Source organism: Teredinibacter haidensis, from assembly GCF_014211975.1.
Taxonomy (GTDB): Bacteria; Pseudomonadota; Gammaproteobacteria; order Pseudomonadales; family Cellvibrionaceae; genus Teredinibacter; species Teredinibacter haidensis.
In genome coordinates this window covers 1533607-1550243 of sequence record NZ_CP060084.1, presented here as the reverse complement: position 1 = coordinate 1550243, position 16637 = coordinate 1533607, and the positions used below count along the sequence as shown (strand labels likewise).

The window sequence follows — 16637 nt, the reverse complement described above, 5'->3', positions numbered from 1 at the left end:
GATTTAAAAGGACATAGTGAGTTGATAATGGGTATAGTTCAGAGCGCAACCAAGCAATCATCTAAAAGTACGAATCAGGATCTCCTTCAAATCGCGCAAAGTCTTTCTCCTCTTAAGTCAATGAAACCGGGTTTTCTCGAAGATTTGTTTAAGCGGGCAGAGGTGCAGACAGTTTTTGCCCGTGATGTGGTTTTCGAGCAGGGCACCATCGATAATCAGCATGTATATATGCTTTATGGCGAGGTTGAATTAACGTATCCATCGGGTCATGTTGAAATTGTTCGTGCTGGTGAGCAGCAATTTTCGTTAGCGCAAATACAGCCTCGCTCCTGTCGCGCCACTGCGTTGTGCGATACTACTTTGTTACGTATTGATAGTGATCAACTTGATAGGACACTAAGCTGGTGTCAGATAGCACAGTATTTAATGTCTGAGATTTCGCTGCAGCGGGATCTCGATGAAGACTCTGAGTGGATCTACACCGTTCTCAATTCTAACCTCTTTTTTAAAGTTCCCCCCGTAAATGTCGAACAAATTTTTTCTCGCTTAACTCCGATGGTTGTCGATGCTGATGAGGTTATTGTTCGGCAGGGTGAAATCGGCGATTGTTGCTATTTTATAAAGGAGGGGGATGCCGTTGTTACTCATTTTGACGAAGCAAAAAAAACAATCGTAAAAATTGCTGATATCTGTACCGGTCGCTGTTTCGGTGAAGATGCCTTGGTCTATGAGCAGGTTCGCAATGCGAACGTTGTAATGAAAACTGACGGTGTATTAATGCGACTGGAAAAAAATGATTTTATGTTGCTTCTGAAGGATGCCGTTGTCGACGAAGTTACTGAAGCTGAACTTGCAGATATGGTAGAGCAGCCCACCTTGATTGATGTTCGCACCGACGAGGAGTACGCCTTTGGGCATATGGCGCTTTCGGGTAATATTCCGCTTAATCTACTGAGCTTAAAAAAACGATTGCTTTACCCCGAAAAACCCTACGTATTTTATTGTGATACAGGTAGAAGAAGCCGTGCTGCCGCCTATCTGTTAGGAAAGCAGGGATACAATGTTATGGCCTTAAAAGGTGGTGTAAATGGACAGAAACTGGCAGACAATTTGGTTGCCGATCCCGCCTATATTATTCGCGATGGGGCATTGCTCTCTGGCCAGTGATCGGGTACCACCAGTATTCTGCCTTCGCACCATTCACCATTAAGCTGTTGAAAAAAATGGCTGAACATTTTGGGGACTGTGTTATGGCTGGGTTCAGCTATTGTTGCTTGGCCGTTGAGCGTTGCGCTGTTCCAATAGTACGAGGACATCCAATCGTTTTTGTTTAGTGGTATCAAAAAGTGGTTTTGCGCTTCTCTTCGTAAATGTTCAGTAAGCGTAATGTAATCTTTCTGGTGTAGCCAGTGCCCCATTAACAGGTTTCGATTGGCCCTTTTGGGGCGCTGAACCGGGCTTGACCAGTGAATAAACAGCATGCCTTTTACATAGAAAGCGGATTCGATTTTCTTGTCGCTACCGCTCTCTGAATATACTGAAGCCAACTGACGTGCACGAGGCTGTTTTTCCAATAGGGCTAATTGTTTTTGCTCTAGGTGAGCGAGCTTTAGCCCTAATCTATCCCTTGTGTTCGGCCCGACCCAGCTAAGAGGGTTATCTGCGTTGGGGCAATCTCGGGGAAGCAGGTAAAATTTCACCGCAGCTTCTATATGTAAGGTATGTTGGGGTGGGTGGCCCACCAAAAAATCAATTTCCCCGACCGTTGTTTTACCCTCTACCACCTGTATATTGCTGGCTAGATATTTTGTGTGACTTGCTTTTTGAAACTCAGGCAAAACTAGCAGGTCGCGTAACAGGCTTTCAAAGTAATGCCCCAATCGCATTCGTGGACGCGGTTCATAGGTATGGTAGGTCTGATCTGAATCCAGCTCTTTAAGTGTTTGTGCAATACCTAGCCGACTTTCTGCTGATCCCCAAAGGGTTTTTCCTGCGTCAGTATAAGCGCCAAGGGTCGTTCCTATCAGGTTTGGACTGAATATGACCCAGGCAATATCCCTTAGATAAGAAGATTTAAGCTGTAACCAGGGGTGAGCGCCCGATTTCAATGGAATTGCGAGTTCAGTACAGGGATTGATGGAGACTTTGACATTGGTCATATAGAATTCGCATTACCTAAACAGATCTTAATGATTATGACTGCATTTAAAACGATTGGCCTAATCGGCCGTCTCGCCAGTACCAGTACGCAATATTCTATCAGCCGACTTGTTTCCTTTCTAAGCAAACAGCAGGTTGAAATATTGTTAGATGACGAAACCTCGTCAGTATTGCCCGATGGCGGGTATGAGATAGCAAGCCGAAACGAGTTGGCGCTACGATGTGACCTTATTATTGTTGTCGGGGGCGATGGGAGTTTGCTCTCGGCAGCCCGAGCTTTTGCCGGGCATAACGTTCACATATTAGGAATCAATCGTGGCAGGCTTGGATTTCTTACGGATATCTCTCCTGAAGAGATCGAATATAAAGTTGGCGAAGTTCTTGATGGGAAGTATTTAAAGGAAGAGCGGTTTCTACTTGATTGTCGGCTGTTGCGCGACGATACCGAGCTGTCCAGTGGTCTTGCCTTGAACGATGTAGTCATACACCCGGGCAAATTTATTCGTATGATTGAGTTCGAACTGTATATAGACGACGAGTTCGTATACCGACAGCGGTCGGACGGCCTGATTATTTCCTCGCCCACAGGCTCAACAGCCTATGCGCTCAGTGGCGGTGGCCCAATTATGCACCCGAACCTGGATGCCATGGCGCTGGTTCCACTATACCCCCATACGCTAAGTAGTCGTCCGATTGTCGTTCGCGGGAGCAGTATAGTCCGGTTGATAGTCTCGGAAGATAACAATCTGAACCCGTTAGTAACCTGCGACGGCCAGAGCCAGACTATGTCGCAGCCGGGTGATGAGGTCATCATTACTAAATCCGAAAAAAGCTTAAGCTTGATTCACCCAGAGGGGCATAATTTTTACGAAACTTGTCGCTCAAAATTGGGGTGGGCTAGCCATACGGGGAATCCCTGATCTAACTGTTTCTCGGTAATTACGATGGTACATCAAGGCTTTGATATTATTGGCGACGTTCACGGCTGCGGGTCTACACTCGAGCGATTGCTGCAGGAACTGGGCTATATCGATACGGCGTCGACGGGTCACTGGCCGGTCTATGCGCACGCAACACGCAAAGCAATTTTCCTCGGCGATATTGTCGATAGGGGGCCGCGAATACGAGAGTCCCTGCATATTGTAAAAGCGATGGTGGATGCAGGCGCCGCCCAATGTCTGTTGGGCAATCACGAATATAATGCCCTGGCTTACACCACACCGGCACCGGAGGGCAGTGGCAAAACCTATGTTCGCGAGCACAATAAACGTCACAACTGGTTGATAGCCGAAACGCTAAATCAATTTGCAGGCTATCCAGAAGAGTGGCGTATGTTCCTCGATTGGTTTCACACCTTGCCAGTCTTTATTGAGTTCGATACTTTTCGCGCCGTTCACGCCTGTTGGGACGGGGAGTTTATCGCTGAGTTTCGGTGTAAATACCCAGAAAATAACGTCATATCAAGGCTGTTCGTAGAAGAATCAGCCATAAAGGGGAGCTTTCCTCAAAGATTTCTAGATCGTCTAACAAGGGGAACAGATCTGACTCTTCCGGAAGGCAGGCACATTACCGGACGAGATGGTTTGGAGCGCAAGGCGTTTCGTACGAAATTCTGGGCAGATTCTCCAGAAACCTTTCAAGATGTCGCCTTTCAACCGGATCCACTACCAGCCGATATTGGCTCTCTGCCCCTCAATACTGAACAAAAGCGTTCACTGTTGTCTTATAGTGAAACCGAAAAACCCGTTTTCGTCGGGCACTATTGGCTACAGGGCGAACCGGAACCCGTGAAGAAAAATCTCGCTTGCCTAGATTACAGCGCCGTCAAGTATGGCCGTTTGGCATGTTATCGCTACGATGGCGAAACTCAATTGGATAAATCCAAATTTGTCTGGATAAATGTCACTCAGGATTTACGCAATACCGATACACCCTAAGCATCCACAATTCACTCGCATCAGTATATTCACATTATGAATTGGACCAAAATAGCTGAATTTCCAGCAAACACGCAGCTACAACACCTGAACCAGTTTTTATTGTCGCATCAGGTTAAGCACCGCATTACCGAGCAAGCCGGACAGCAGATTCTTTGGTTGGCAGATTCCACACAGGCTCAGTTTGTAACGGATTATTTTAAATTGGTAGAAAGGGGAGAAGAGCCCCCAAAAGGGCAAAAAACAGCAGCAGCGGTGCCTTCAGGGGGGGTAAACGTTAAACAAAGCCTGAAGCTTTTTCCGCTTACGCTGGCAACTATCACTCTAGGTTTTTTTGGTTACTTGTTAATCGCGCAGTTTTACAACGCGTCGCTTGTATCAAAACTGCTATTTCTGCCACTGCAAACTGCAGCAGCGAAAGGAGAAATTTGGCGTATTCTGTCACCCACTTTTTTGCACTTTGATTTACTACATATTTTGTTTAACGGGCTTTGGATATGGGAGTTGGGTAGACGCATAGAAGTTTTTGCCGGTAAACGAAGTTATTTAACTATTTTTTTAGTAACGGCTGTTGGTGCGAATTATGTGCAGTTTTACATGGCCTCTGGAAACCTCTTTGGCGGGCTTTCGGGCGTGGTTTACGCCTTTTTGGGCTATCTACTGGTTTGGGGGTGGTTTCACTCAAGCCCTCTGGTCAAAATGCCTTCGGGTGTATATATCTTTATGTTGAGTTGGTTGGCTCTCGGTTTTCTAGGGATTATCGATCAGTTTATTTCCGGTCAGGTTGCGAATGGCGCTCACCTGGGCGGATTAATTCTAGGTATAGTTGTCGCCGCTATTGAGGTGTTTATTTACCGCAAAAAAATACAGCCAAGCTAGGCGAGATAAAAAATGAAAGCAGAAGAAATATTGAAAACAATGACGCCGGAAATTTACCGGCGTTTTCGCAGCGCAATAGAAGTTGGCAAGTGGCCAGATGGACGAAAATTGTCAACGGAGCAAATAGAAACCTGCATGCAGGCCATCATCACTTATGAAGGTCGGTATGTCGCAGAGATTGAGCGAACAGGCTATGTACCACCGAAAAAAAAGTCCTGTGACAGCACCAAATCGAATAACGAAACAAATACCCTTAAATGGCAATAAGCGAGGAGATGTAAGGTGAAAGATGCACAGCCGAATACAATTTATTTGAAGGATTACATCGCTCCCGCGTACAACATCATAAAAACAGATTTAACCTTCGATCTATACGAAGACTACGCCGATGTCACGTCCCGGTTAACTATCGAAAAAGCAACGGCAGGCAGTGATGCTCCCTTGGTTTTGGATGGTCAGGATCTTGAGTTACTTTCACTGAAAATTGAGGGTAAGGCTGTTGTAGAAGGTAACTATTCGATAACGGATGAACAACTTACGATTAGACATGTACCGAACATTTTTGTATTGGAATGCGTGACTCGTATTAAGCCGCAGGATAATACATCTCTCGAAGGTTTGTATAAGTCTAAAAAAATGTTTTGCACGCAATGTGAAGCAGAAGGGTTTAGAAAAATCACCTATTACCTCGACCGTCCCGATGTAATGAGCGAATTTCAGACAACGGTGAAAGCCGATAAGGTACGCTATCCAGTTTTGCTCTCAAACGGCAATAAAATTTCTGAAGGCTCCATTGATGGAGGCCGCCATTGGGTAAGCTGGCACGATCCACATAAAAAACCCTGCTATTTATTTGCCCTTGTCGCGGGCGACTTGGTCAATATAGATGAAACATTTATCACACAGTCAGGCAGGGACGTTCTACTTAGAATTTTTGTCGAGGAAAAAGACAAAGCTAAATGCGACCATGCCATGATATCCCTTAAAAAAGCCATGAAGTGGGATGAGAAAGTTTACGGGCGAGAATACGACCTGGAACTGTTTATGATCGTAGCGGTAGACGATTTCAATATGGGGGCAATGGAAAATAAAGGCCTGAACATTTTTAACAGTAGCTGTGTACTTGCCAGCCCTGAAACAACCACCGACGAAAGTTTTCAATCGGTTGAAGGCATTGTTGCCCACGAATATTTCCATAACTGGTCAGGGAATCGTGTAACCTGCCGCGACTGGTTCCAGCTGAGCTTGAAGGAAGGGTTTACGGTATTTCGGGATGCCGAGTTTTCTGCAGATATGGGTTCAAGAACGGTAAAACGTGTCGAAGATGTTAATTTGCTTCGTACCCATCAGTTTGCAGAAGATGCAGGCCCCATGGCACACCCGGTACAGCCTTCATCGTTTATCGAGATATCAAATTTTTACACCTTAACAGTTTACGAAAAAGGCGCTGAAGTTGTACGGATGATTCATAGTCTGCTGGGCTCCGAGTTATTCAGAAAAGGTAGTGATTTATATTTTGATCGTCACGATGGCTGCGCAGTCACCATCGATGAATTTGTGCAGGCGATGGCTGATGTGTCGGGGCGTGACTTTACGCAATTCAAACGCTGGTATAGTCAAGCGGGAACACCGAGATTAAAAATAAAGGGCCTTTACGACGCGGAAGCAAAAACCTATAGATTGGATATCAGTCAAAGTTGCCCACCAACGCCTGAATCTGAACAGAAGTTTCCTTTCCATATTCCAATGGCTATAGGCCTGGTTGGTAAAGACGGGCCACTCAACTGCTTATTAAGCGACGACAAAAATCCCTCGGTTGGCGATACTTTCGTATTGGAGATTACCGAAGCAAAGCAGTCGTTTGTTTTTAATGATGTCATGGAGGCGCCGGTTCCATCGTTATTCAGAAATTTCTCTGCACCGGTAAAGGTCACATTTGATTACAGCCTCGAGGACTTGCAGCGCTTGGTAGCCAAAGATTCCGATGGCTTCTGTCGTTGGGATGCCAGCCAGCAAATTGCTGTCCGTGTAATAAAAGACGTTATGATTGCGTTGGGCAATGAGCCCGCGCCTAGCGTTAACGAAGCCCTTCTGGTGGCGCAACGACAATTGGTTTTACAAGCGAAGGATGCTGCCCAAGGAGCTTCGGAGCAGGATCTGCAAATGCTCGCTTACGCCATGACGCTACCCAGCGAGGAGTATCTTGCCGAGACTCAGAGTATTGTAGATATTGAATCGACACACCATGCCCGCGTGCGAGTAAAACGCAAGCTTGCGACCCTGTTATACCAGGACTATCTTGACATTTATAAGGTGCTGGCAAGCCCTCAGCCATTTAAAGTCGATGCGGCCAGTATTGCGCAGCGTAAGCTCAAAAACACTGTGTTGAGCTACCTTGTCTCCAGCGGTAAACAAGATGCCATAGATCTATGTTACAAGCAGTTTGTTACTGCCGATAATATGACTGATGAGTTAGCAGCGCTGACGGAAATCGTGCACAGCACTAGCTCTGCAGCCAAAACGATTCAGGCAGATTGTTTGGATGAATTTTATCGGAAATGGGAGAGCGAAACGCTGGTAATCAATCGTTGGTTTGGGGTTCAGGCTAGCGATCCCAATCCCGGTAGCCTGAACAGGGTTAAGCAACTGCTGGAACATGAAGTATTTGATGCTAGTAACCCCAATAAACTCCGAGCACTAGTCGGTGGTTTTTGTGGTCGTAACATCATCGGTTTTCATGATAGATCCGGTGATGGCTATGAGTTTCTTACTGAACAAATACTAATATTAGATACGAAGAATCCACAAATCGCTTCTCGCTTACTTACGCCGCTTACACGCTGGAAAAAATTTGATGATCAGCGACAAGCTTTAATGAAGAAAGCGCTTGAACGAATTCAAAATGAAACGAACTTGTCCAAGGATGTATTTGAAGTGGTATCCAAAAGCCTTTAACCAAGGAGTCGAAGATGTCTCTAAATAACACGAAAGAGCGTTATGGCTGGTTGCACGTGACAATACATTGGCTGAGCGCAATAACTATAATTGGGCTATTTTTAATGGGCTTGTGGATGAGTCGATTGGATTATTACGATTCATGGTATCAAACCGCGCCGGCTATTCATAAAAGTATCGGTTTCGTACTTGTAATACTTACTCTTTTCCGATTGTTTTGGCGCAGTTATGGTGGAGTCCCCGGCACACTTGAAAGCCATAAAAACTGGGAGAAATTGTCGTCCAAGCTGATCCACGCTTTTTTCTATTTAGCCATCTTGATTATGTTTGTAAGCGGCTACTTAATAACTACCGCAAAAGGTCAAGCTCTCGATGTTCTGGGTTTTATTTCAATACCGGCTATTGTGAGTGGTATAGAAGGTTTAGAGCATCTGGCTGAAGAAGTACACGAAGTAACGGCATTCTCCATTATGTGGATCGCCGGATTGCATGCACTTGCTGCATTTAAACACCATATTTTCGATAAGGATCGTACTCTTGTACGAATATTAGGACGATAAAACACAAACGAAAAACCAGGAGATTACGTATGAAGAAACAATTAATAACATTTTTATGTCTTTGTCTGAGCTTGGGCGTTGTTGCGCCATTAGCAGTAGCTGACGATTACGTCATCGATACTAAAGGTGCGCATGCGTTTATCCAGTTTCGGGTAAAGCACTTGGGCTACAGCTGGCTCTATGGACGCTTCGATAAATTCTCTGGGGAATTTAGCTACGACGAAAAAGCCCCCGAAAATAGTCGAATTGCTGTAACCGTCGATGTGACTAGTCTGAATACCAACCATGCGGAGCGTGAAACCCATTTGGCAGCGCCCAAATTCTTAAACAGCAAGCAATACGGCTCCGCCAGCTTTAAAAGTACTTCGTATAAAGTGACGGAAGAAGGTAAGGCTATACTTACTGGCGATTTAACGTTACTGGGTGTTACCAAAGCAATCACTATCGACATCGAACATATTGGTGGTGGTAAAGATCCCTGGGGAGGTTATCGACAGGGTTTTGAAGGGCGCGCGACGATCACACCAAAGGATTTTGGACTGGATATGGCAAAAAATCTGGGGCCTGCGTCTGCAAAGGTCGAGCTATTACTTTCGATTGAAGGTGTTCGAAAGTAGGTGTTCGTAACCAAACCTATCTATTGTTACCACTAATTGATAGGTCGGACTGATCCGACCTATCAATTAACTGCTTTTGTATAACGGCTTTAAACTACTATTCCCTTTCTTTAAATCACCTGCTTGTTGTTTTTTCCACTCTTTCAGCGCCGCCAACAATACATTTGAATTCCATTGTGAATTGGCCTGGCTGGAAAATAGCGCATGATCCAACGCAGATAATTGGCTCTTAACATTTAAATCATCGGTGTTACGTGCAATATCACCTAGTGCATGAATACCCGCATTGGGCCAATAGGTTCTTGCCCAGGAAATTACCGCGCTGCGTACATTGGCCAAATTATTATCTACACACATTTTTTCAAACTGATTCCAGGCCTGCTTTTCCTGCAGGTTTGAGCGCAAATTTGAATCTTTTCCCTGTGGCTTTAGTTGTTGTTGAAGCTTGGCTATACGTCTTTGAGTGCTTAGCCAAAGTCCGGCAAACACTAACGTAGAAAAGCCTGCCAGTATCGCAATCCATCGCCAGAAAGGGCTCTCGGTTGTGGTGGATGATGCCTGCTGAAGTTCGGCAGATGCTTGTATTGGAGTTCCCAACGCTTCTTGCCTCACACTTAAATTTTCTTCCACCCTGGCATTGCCTTCAGCGTAGAAAGTGTGCTCTGGAATTTCCGCATATTTTAGATTGTCAGATACTGTATCCCACCAGGGTATGCGTACAGAGGGAATGGTGACTTCACCACTTTGCGAAACCACAACCGCAACGGTTTCGATACGTTCAGATTTTATTCCGTCAGCCTTGTCACTATCGAGGAGTTCTGGCTTGTCTCCATAAAATTTAATATGGCTGTTTTGTGGTTCGCTGATAATGCTTGGTAGTTGAGACGAGGTAAGCCCTTGAGCCTGAATCGCTAACTTGCGGGTCATAGGCTCACCAACTTTGAAATTAGCTGGGTCGGTATTCCAATGTTCTGTCAGTGTGATACCGGAAGAGGGCAGCCATGTCGCCCCTGCGGGAAACGCGGCGGGAACAGGTTTTACCTCGATTGTCTTTGCATCGGTTTTCAAGCGCTTAAGCTCGTAGCGACCAGTGCCTTGATTCCAAATATTTCGATTGCGCGATTGGCTTAATTTAGCCGTCCATCGTAGCGAGGGGATCTGCAAAGTGCCGCTGGCCTGAGGGAAGAGCGCATAATTATATTCCGCTACACGGTAGAGAACGTTATTAAAGTTTTTGGTGTAGCTGGAATTTTGAAGCGGCGCTATGATTGCGTCATCCAATTTCAGGGGCGCTTGTTCGAGGTTGTCGACATTCACTGAGTAGTAAAACCGATACGTTAATTTTATTTGCTGTTGGACGTAGCTGCTTTCGGTGTCGACCAGCGTTTCAATAAATACGACATCCTTCATGCCTGCTGGAACGGGAGTGCTCTGGGTTACATGAATCTCAATGGCTTCACTAAATTTTCCGTCGAATTTAAATGAAGGAATAATGAGGCGGCCTTCTTCTCTGGGAATAATAACCATTGTCCACTCGGTAAATGACTCTACGTTACCGTTAATGTTGCGGATCTGATTGCTTTGGCTTTGGTTGAGTATTTCAAACGCGCTACTCAGCAAGCTGAAATCGGGTTGGCCATTGGTATTGCCGTTGTAGCGAACGGTAAGTGTAAGTGTTTCATCAACAGAAATCGTGTTTCGATCAACTTTGGAGGTTAGTGTTTGTGCATAGATATTCCCACTGCCAAACAGCAATATGCTAATAATGAACAAAGATAATATTTTGTAAAAGTTGCTGTGTTGCATATTTGATCTCGATTTTTTACCAGCGTTCTTCGTTTTGTTCGCCTTCCGGCAATTTCCATTGATTATCGCGAATAGAGCGCCTGCGTTGCCCGTATTCGTAACGAAATTTATTGCGCAACAAGCCGCTGGGGTCATCAGGTACTTTTCTTAACCATTGTTCCAATGATTGCTGGGCTTCTTGCTTTTCTTGTTGTTCTGCTGTCGGCGGAATAATGCTGCTATTGTGGGGTTGATCATCTGCTGATCCATCCTCCTCTGTTTTATTTTCCTGTTGCTCCAATGGATGCTTTTTCTGCTGCTCAGTAGTACTACTTTTATCTTGCTTGGCGTTATCCTTTTCCTGTTCTTTATCGCCGTAGGTCTGCTCTAATGCCTGTTTTTGTTGTTCGGACAATTCTTGCTGCTGGTTTTCAGTCTGCTGTTGCTCGTTGCCTTTCTGTTCTTCGTTAGTTTGCTGACTGTTGTTTTGGTTTTTGTCTGAATCGCTATTTTTCTGCTGATTCTGGCTCTGCTGTTGATTGTCCTGTTGCTGCGATTGCGGGTTTTCCTTAGAATCGCCAGCGTTTTGCTGCTGGTTTTGCTCGCCGCTATTCTCCGAGTTTTCGTCCTTGTTTTGATCAGACTGTTGTTCTGATTGTTCCTGAAGCTTTTTCAACTTCTCTGCGATAGCGAGGTTATGCTGAATACTCTCATCGGCAGGTGTTTGTTGCAGTGCCTGCTTATATTGCTTAATAGCTTCCTCATAGTCACCCAATTGCGTTAAGGCATTGGCACTGTTGTAAAGGTTGCGATTGTTTTCGCCTGAAAAGCCGGCTAGTGCTTCCTGATAATTACCGGCATTGTAATTGGCAACGGCCTTCCATTCGGGGTTATTAAAACGCTTAGCTGCGTCTTCTGGCGTCTCGGCTAAGAGTTTTTTTGCCTGCTGATCCAGCGTTTGCCACAGGTCCTGCCACTCAAAGGCTTCAGCCTTGGGAATAGGGGATAGAAATAACACCACCCCAAAACCGCTCAGTAACCAACCTCGACGAAACGCTAGAGCAGCGAATGGCAAAAGAATTAGCAGTAAATAAGGGCCGCGTTCTTCCCACTGATCGAACATTCGGTTAACGTTTTTACGGGTATCTTCATCACGTGAAAAAACAAAGTTTGCCAGGGTTTGTAGGTCGAATTCTGTTTGTGTGAAAGGTATATAAAGTCCGCCTAGTTTCACAGCCGTATCACTCAAGTCTTTGTCGTTCAGGTGGGCAATGACCATATCGCCGTTGCTGCTGTAGGCAAAGCCACCATTGGCGAGTGGTATTGGTGCGCCTTCCTGTGTGCCAATTCCCCAAATGGCTATTGAATGAGGTTTGTCGTCGTGTAGCTGTTGCAGAGTTGTCTGCGCCGAAGGCGCTATACCGTCGGTAAATATCAGAATATCACCTTTGGCAATACCACCATCTTTAAATAACTGGTAGGCCTGTTCAAAGGCCATTTCTATATTGCTGCCCTGCGACGGCATAATGGTCGGATCTAAGCCCGAGAGCAGTGAAATAATGGTGTCTGTATCGTCTGTAAGAGGTGTAACAACGTGGGCTTCACCGCTATACACAATTAACGCCGTTAATCCCTCTTTTCTCTGTCGCAGTAAATCGATGAGTTTTAAGCGAGAGCGCACTAGGCGAGAAGGCGTGACATCTTGCGCCAGCATCGACGGCGATAGATCCCACGCAATAACCAATGCAGATGTTTGTCTGTGCAGAGGCTGTTGGAGTTTTGTCCAGGTTGGCCCCGCGAGCGCGAATGCAAGTAGGCTCCACAATAATAGGAGTGCAATAAGAGGATAACGGCTGGCTTTAACCGATTTTCCGTCCATAAGGTAGGGTAGAAGATGTGCAGATACCAGTGTTTGCCATTGCCTTGATCGCGAATGACCACGCATTAAAAATACAACCAATAGTAAAGCTGGCAATATTAGAAGCAGCCATTCTGGACGCAAAAAATGAAAATTGTTTAATAACTCATTCATGTGGACTCCACTCCTGAGTTAGTTTTAGAACCTAACATGGATAGTACGCGAAAGAACGCAATCATCATGCTTAGCAGTAAAGATACGGCGAGAGGCCAATGAAAAAGTGATCGTGTAGGGCGGAGTGTTTCACCTTCCTGCTCGATAGGCTCCAGCTGATCCAGTAGGTAGTATATTTGTTGTAACTCCTGAGGATCGTGGGCGCGAAAATATTTGCCTCCGGTGGTATCAGCAATATAAGTAAGCGTATCTTCATCTAGCTCGCTTGAAGGGTTTACGATTCTAGACATCCCACCGAACAACCCCATACGCTTTACCATTTGGTTGGCACCAACACCTACGGTATAGATTTTTACGCCGGCTTGTTTAGCCAGGTCTGCTGCCTGCCTGGGCGACACTTCTCCGGCGGTATTCGCGCCATCGGTTAGAAGTACAAGTATCCGCTGTGAGTCGGGTCTTTCCTTTAGCCGCTTAATGGCGAGACCTATCGCATCGCCAATCGCTGTTTTTTCACCCGCAAAACCTAGTTGAGCTTCATCGAGTAATTTACTCACGGTCGGACGATCAAAGGTCAGAGGAGCTTGCAGGTAAGCTTGGGTACCAAAAAGAATTAGTCCTAAGCGATCGCTCTCTCTGCGATCGATGAAATCAGTAACAACATATTTTACTACGCCAATACGGGGGATTTGTTGGTCGTTTACGACCATATCCGCCGTTTCCATACTGCCGGAAATATCCACAGCCACCAATAAGTCTCTACCACTGGTTGGCAGCGTGACCGGGTCACCGATCCATTGGGGCCTCGCCGTCGCGGTAACGAGCAACACCCAGCAAATGACGAAAAGCAGTTGCTGTAGTCTGGAGCGTTTTTTTAATTTACTGGCAGTGTCGCTATAAAGTGTATTTACACGGGTAAAAAAGGGAACACGCAATGCGGATTGCTGCCGTTTTACGGGGGAGAAAATAAAATAAACCAATAGTGGCAGAGGTAGTAGAACGAACACCCAAGGCCAGGAGAACTGGTACATATTAGACAGCCTCCGTTGGCATAACGTTAACGGCTTTATGCGGGTGATTTTTAATCCAGTATTTACAAACAGCGATAATATTTTTCTTATCCAGCTTCGATTGCGGTTGATATTTTATTTCGCCACTAAGCGCTGTAAGTGCTTGCTGTTGCTCGAGGGGTAATTTTGTAATATCGCAGTTGGCCTTCAATTGCGCTAACCACGGGGAACCGTACAGTCCCGCACAAGCTTTCTGCAATTGTGGATAGGCCGTCAGAAATGTTTGTTTTAGCAGCGCGGCAGCTTGAATCGCCAGTTGATGTGGTTCTTCATTCTTTTGTATGTGCTTAAGTTCTTTTAGCGCTTCGAGCCGATAGACCCTATTTCTCTGCCAACGAAGAAGCCCTATAACTGTGGAGGCAACAATGGCAACGATCGCGCCCGCTAGCAGCCACCAGCCAATGGCCGGTGGCCAAAGGCCAATTTCACTCGGCAGGGCAAGACCGCGCAGCTGTTCAAGTAAAGCTGTGACTTCGGGGCTTTGTACGGGTTGAGGTAAGGGCGTTTGAGCCAACCAATGATTGAGATTCATGCGCGATTCCTCGCACGCTTTTTGTGGTTACTGCTAAAAACATCACGTACATGGTTGGCCATATCGGTACCGATATCGAGATTTAATAGCTGCGCACCCGCAGTAATACAATGTTGCTGTATTTGTTGCTGTGTCTTGAGAAAAGACTGCTGAAACGCGAGTAAAAAACCGTTCATTCCCGGCTGAATGGTGAGCTTTTGCTGGTTGTTGGACATGGTAAGTTCGTGACTGGAGGGTAATTGCTTTTCAAGTGGATCAAACAGCTTCATCAGGCTGACATCAGTATGTCGACTGAGCATGGATAGTGGTTCCACGCATCGCTCATTAAAATCGTGAAAATCGCTGAGTACAAACACAGCGCTACCCGGTTTCGCTACGCGCCTAAGGTCGCTGAGTATCTCCTCCATGGAAGAGCTTGCGTCAGGCTGGGCAACAGGGCTGTTAAGCTGGTGATTGAAATATTGGAGCTGATTAACCAGCGCCAGAGCCGCGTGTTTACCTCGTTTTGCCCTGAGGTCGTATTGCTCCTTGTCGCCAAAAATCAAGGCGCCTATACGATCGTTATTCTGCAGCGCAATCCAACCAATAACGGAGGCTAGTTGAGCTGCAGCTACAGATTTAAACACCGTGCGACTGCCGAAAAACATAGGCGAGCGCTGGTCTACCACGATAAACACCGGCCGCTCGCGTTCTTCCTGAAACAGTTTTGTATAGGTCTGCAGGGTTCTGGCTGTGACCCTCCAATCAATATTGCGAATATCATCGCCTGCTTGATAGGGCCTTACTTCGGCAAACTCCATTCCGCGACCGCGAAAGTTAGTTTTGCTCTTGCCATCAATAATGGCCGTACTCTTCTTGCGCGTGGTGAGTGTTAAGTCGCGCGCAAGATAGCGTAGCTTTATCAGTTGCTCAACGCTGATATAGGCGCCAGCCGAAGCCTCGGTCTTGTCGAGCTTATTTAAGGACATCTGGATCATGCCTATACAACGGGAACGCGAGCGATTAATTCATCAATGATATTGTCGGGTGTTTGGCCGTTCGCCTCGGCTTCAAAGCTAAGAATTAATCGGTGTCGAAAGACATCGTGTAGAACAGCGCGAACATCTTCCGGGCTGACATAGTCCTTATCATTCAACCAAGCATGGGCGCGTGCGCAGCGGTCGAGGCTAATAGTGGCGCGAGGGCTTACGCCATAGTCCAGCCAGCGTTGAAGATCATCTCCATAGTTGCCGGGGTTGCGTGTGGCATCCGTAAGCTGAATCATATAGTCCTCAACCGCATCGGCCATATGAATACTTAATGCTTCTTCCCGCACGGCAAAGAGGCTCTGCTGGCTAACCGGCTCCGTCATGGTGGCTCTGGGTTTTGATCGGCTGGCTTCAGCACGGCTTAGATGAAGGATACTTTTTTCCGCGACAGCATCGGGGAAATCGACCTCGACGTGCATCAGGAAACGATCAAGCTGGGCTTCCGGTAGGGGGTAGGTACCTTCCTGTTCAATGGGGTTTTGAGTCGCCATCACCAAAAAGAGTTCTGGCAGCTTATAGGTGGATTTTCCCACGCTGATCTGTCTTTCAGCCATGGCCTCCAGCAGCGCAGATTGCACCTTGGCTGGAGCTCGGTTGATTTCATCTGCCAATACCAGGTTGTGAAAAATCGGCCCGGCTTGGAACTCAAACGTACCTTGCTCTGGGCGATAAATATCGGTTCCCGTTACATCAGAAGGCAATAGATCGGGTGTAAACTGCACCCGATGGAAGTCGCCCTCAATACCTTCAGCAAGGGTTTTGATCGCTTTAGTCTTGGCTAGGCCGGGTGCACCTTCCACCAGAAGGTGGCCATCGGCAATTAACGCGATCAATAAACGATCATTTAAGTGTGGTTGTCCAATAATCTGGCTATCCAGCCATTTGCGCAGGGCTTGTACAGCGTCTTTCGTGCTCATTTTCAGGTACACCAATTTATTAGAAAAGTTACTGAACCAATTGATATTAAAGGATTTTAAAACTATACCTTAATAGTTACGAGGGTTAAGTATGCGGGCAAATATTACTGATTCAAGTGCTTGCAAAAAGATCCCACTTTTTATGCCGCTAGCGGTCTCAAGGATGCA

At 46.2% G+C, this 16637-nt stretch carries 15 protein-coding genes; 8 read left to right on the top strand and 7 right to left on the bottom strand.

What is annotated here, in order from left to right:
• Positions 1-27: 27 nt before the first annotated feature.
• Positions 28-1167, top strand: coding sequence for a cyclic nucleotide-binding domain-containing protein (locus tag H5715_RS05950; RefSeq protein ID WP_075187404.1), 1140 nt, complete (start codon positions 28-30; stop codon positions 1165-1167).
• On the opposite strand, the gene H5715_RS05945 is transcribed toward H5715_RS05950, so the two are convergent.
• Positions 1128-2159, bottom strand: a complete 1032-nt coding sequence (locus tag H5715_RS05945) for a DUF1853 family protein (RefSeq protein ID WP_075187405.1) — start codon at positions 2157-2159, stop codon at positions 1128-1130. The two genes, H5715_RS05950 and H5715_RS05945, sit on opposite strands and share 40 nt — an antisense overlap.
• Before the next feature lie 36 nt (positions 2160-2195).
• Between H5715_RS05945 and H5715_RS05940 the strand changes: the two genes are divergently transcribed.
• Genes H5715_RS05940 through H5715_RS05910 form a run of 7 tightly spaced genes read left to right on the top strand, consistent with a single transcriptional unit; the run spans position 2196 to position 9108 of the window.
• The gene (locus H5715_RS05940) at positions 2196-3080 is read left to right on the top strand and encodes an NAD(+) kinase (RefSeq protein ID WP_075187515.1); all 885 of its coding nucleotides are present in this window, start codon (positions 2196-2198) and stop codon (positions 3078-3080) included.
• A 24-nt stretch (positions 3081-3104) separates the two neighbouring features.
• Entirely contained in the window at positions 3105-4097 is a 993-nt protein-coding gene (locus H5715_RS05935) for a metallophosphoesterase (protein ID WP_075187406.1), read from the top strand.
• A 36-nt stretch (positions 4098-4133) separates the two neighbouring features.
• The gene (locus H5715_RS05930) at positions 4134-4976 is read left to right on the top strand and encodes a rhomboid family intramembrane serine protease (protein ID WP_075187407.1); all 843 of its coding nucleotides are present in this window, start codon (positions 4134-4136) and stop codon (positions 4974-4976) included.
• A gap of 12 nt (positions 4977-4988) precedes the next feature.
• Positions 4989-5243 (top strand): YeaC family protein, encoded by a 255-nt coding sequence (locus H5715_RS05925; RefSeq protein ID WP_075187408.1) that lies wholly within the window; start codon positions 4989-4991, stop codon positions 5241-5243.
• Positions 5244-5258: 15 nt separating this feature from the next.
• Positions 5259-7931: an aminopeptidase N gene (gene pepN, locus H5715_RS05920; RefSeq protein WP_075187409.1), complete on the top strand. Its 2673-nt coding sequence runs from the start codon at positions 5259-5261 to the stop codon at positions 7929-7931.
• 14 nt (positions 7932-7945) lie between these two features.
• Positions 7946-8491: a cytochrome b gene (locus tag H5715_RS05915; RefSeq protein ID WP_075187410.1), complete on the top strand. Its 546-nt coding sequence runs from the start codon at positions 7946-7948 to the stop codon at positions 8489-8491.
• Between the two features lie 29 nt (positions 8492-8520).
• Complete coding sequence (locus H5715_RS05910) at positions 8521-9108, top strand: YceI family protein (protein WP_075187411.1); 588 nt, start codon at positions 8521-8523, stop codon at positions 9106-9108.
• Positions 9109-9174: 66 nt separating this feature from the next.
• Here the strand turns inward: H5715_RS05910 and H5715_RS05905 are convergent, their stop codons facing one another.
• From H5715_RS05905 to H5715_RS05880, 6 genes are read right to left on the bottom strand one after another with little or no spacing between them, the layout of a single operon-like run.
• A complete protein-coding gene (locus H5715_RS05905) occupies positions 9175-10914 on the bottom strand; it encodes a BatD family protein (protein WP_075187412.1) in 1740 nt (579 codons plus the stop codon).
• Between the two features lie 16 nt (positions 10915-10930).
• Positions 10931-12925: a vWA domain-containing protein gene (locus tag H5715_RS05900; protein WP_075187413.1), complete on the bottom strand. Its 1995-nt coding sequence runs from the start codon at positions 12923-12925 to the stop codon at positions 10931-10933.
• A complete protein-coding gene (locus tag H5715_RS05895; protein WP_075187414.1) occupies positions 12922-13953 on the bottom strand; it encodes a vWA domain-containing protein in 1032 nt (343 codons plus the stop codon). Before H5715_RS05895 ends, H5715_RS05900 begins: the two co-directional genes overlap by 4 nt.
• Position 13954: 1 nt before the next feature.
• Positions 13955-14524 (bottom strand): DUF4381 domain-containing protein, encoded by a 570-nt coding sequence (locus tag H5715_RS05890; RefSeq protein ID WP_075187415.1) that lies wholly within the window; start codon positions 14522-14524, stop codon positions 13955-13957.
• A complete protein-coding gene (locus H5715_RS05885) occupies positions 14521-15492 on the bottom strand; it encodes a DUF58 domain-containing protein (protein ID WP_075187416.1) in 972 nt (323 codons plus the stop codon). The genes H5715_RS05890 and H5715_RS05885 overlap by 4 nt, the downstream gene beginning before the upstream one ends.
• A gap of 11 nt (positions 15493-15503) precedes the next feature.
• Complete coding sequence (locus H5715_RS05880; RefSeq protein WP_075187417.1) at positions 15504-16469, bottom strand: AAA family ATPase; 966 nt, start codon at positions 16467-16469, stop codon at positions 15504-15506.
• Positions 16470-16637 lie beyond the last annotated feature (168 nt).

What these genes read in the sequence shown, in the direction of transcription:
- H5715_RS05950 (WP_075187404.1), top strand. Translation starts at nt 28, where the DNA reads ATGGGTATAGTTCAGAGCGCAACCAAGCAATCATCTAAAAGTACGAAT.
- H5715_RS05945 (WP_075187405.1), bottom strand. Translation starts at nt 2,159, where the DNA reads ATGACCAATGTCAAAGTCTCCATCAATCCCTGTACTGAACTCGCAATT.
- H5715_RS05940 (WP_075187515.1), top strand. Translation starts at nt 2,196, where the DNA reads ATGACTGCATTTAAAACGATTGGCCTAATCGGCCGTCTCGCCAGTACC.
- H5715_RS05935 (WP_075187406.1), top strand. Translation starts at nt 3,105, where the DNA reads ATGGTACATCAAGGCTTTGATATTATTGGCGACGTTCACGGCTGCGGG.
- H5715_RS05930 (WP_075187407.1), top strand. Translation starts at nt 4,134, where the DNA reads ATGAATTGGACCAAAATAGCTGAATTTCCAGCAAACACGCAGCTACAA.
- H5715_RS05925 (WP_075187408.1), top strand. Translation starts at nt 4,989, where the DNA reads ATGAAAGCAGAAGAAATATTGAAAACAATGACGCCGGAAATTTACCGG.
- H5715_RS05915 (WP_075187410.1), top strand. Translation starts at nt 7,946, where the DNA reads ATGTCTCTAAATAACACGAAAGAGCGTTATGGCTGGTTGCACGTGACA.
- H5715_RS05910 (WP_075187411.1), top strand. Translation starts at nt 8,521, where the DNA reads ATGAAGAAACAATTAATAACATTTTTATGTCTTTGTCTGAGCTTGGGC.
- H5715_RS05905 (WP_075187412.1), bottom strand. Translation starts at nt 10,914, where the DNA reads ATGCAACACAGCAACTTTTACAAAATATTATCTTTGTTCATTATTAGC.
- H5715_RS05900 (WP_075187413.1), bottom strand. Translation starts at nt 12,925, where the DNA reads ATGAATGAGTTATTAAACAATTTTCATTTTTTGCGTCCAGAATGGCTG.
- H5715_RS05895 (WP_075187414.1), bottom strand. Translation starts at nt 13,953, where the DNA reads ATGTACCAGTTCTCCTGGCCTTGGGTGTTCGTTCTACTACCTCTGCCA.
- H5715_RS05890 (WP_075187415.1), bottom strand. Translation starts at nt 14,524, where the DNA reads ATGAATCTCAATCATTGGTTGGCTCAAACGCCCTTACCTCAACCCGTA.
- H5715_RS05885 (WP_075187416.1), bottom strand. Translation starts at nt 15,492, where the DNA reads ATGTCCTTAAATAAGCTCGACAAGACCGAGGCTTCGGCTGGCGCCTAT.
- H5715_RS05880 (WP_075187417.1), bottom strand. Translation starts at nt 16,469, where the DNA reads ATGAGCACGAAAGACGCTGTACAAGCCCTGCGCAAATGGCTGGATAGC.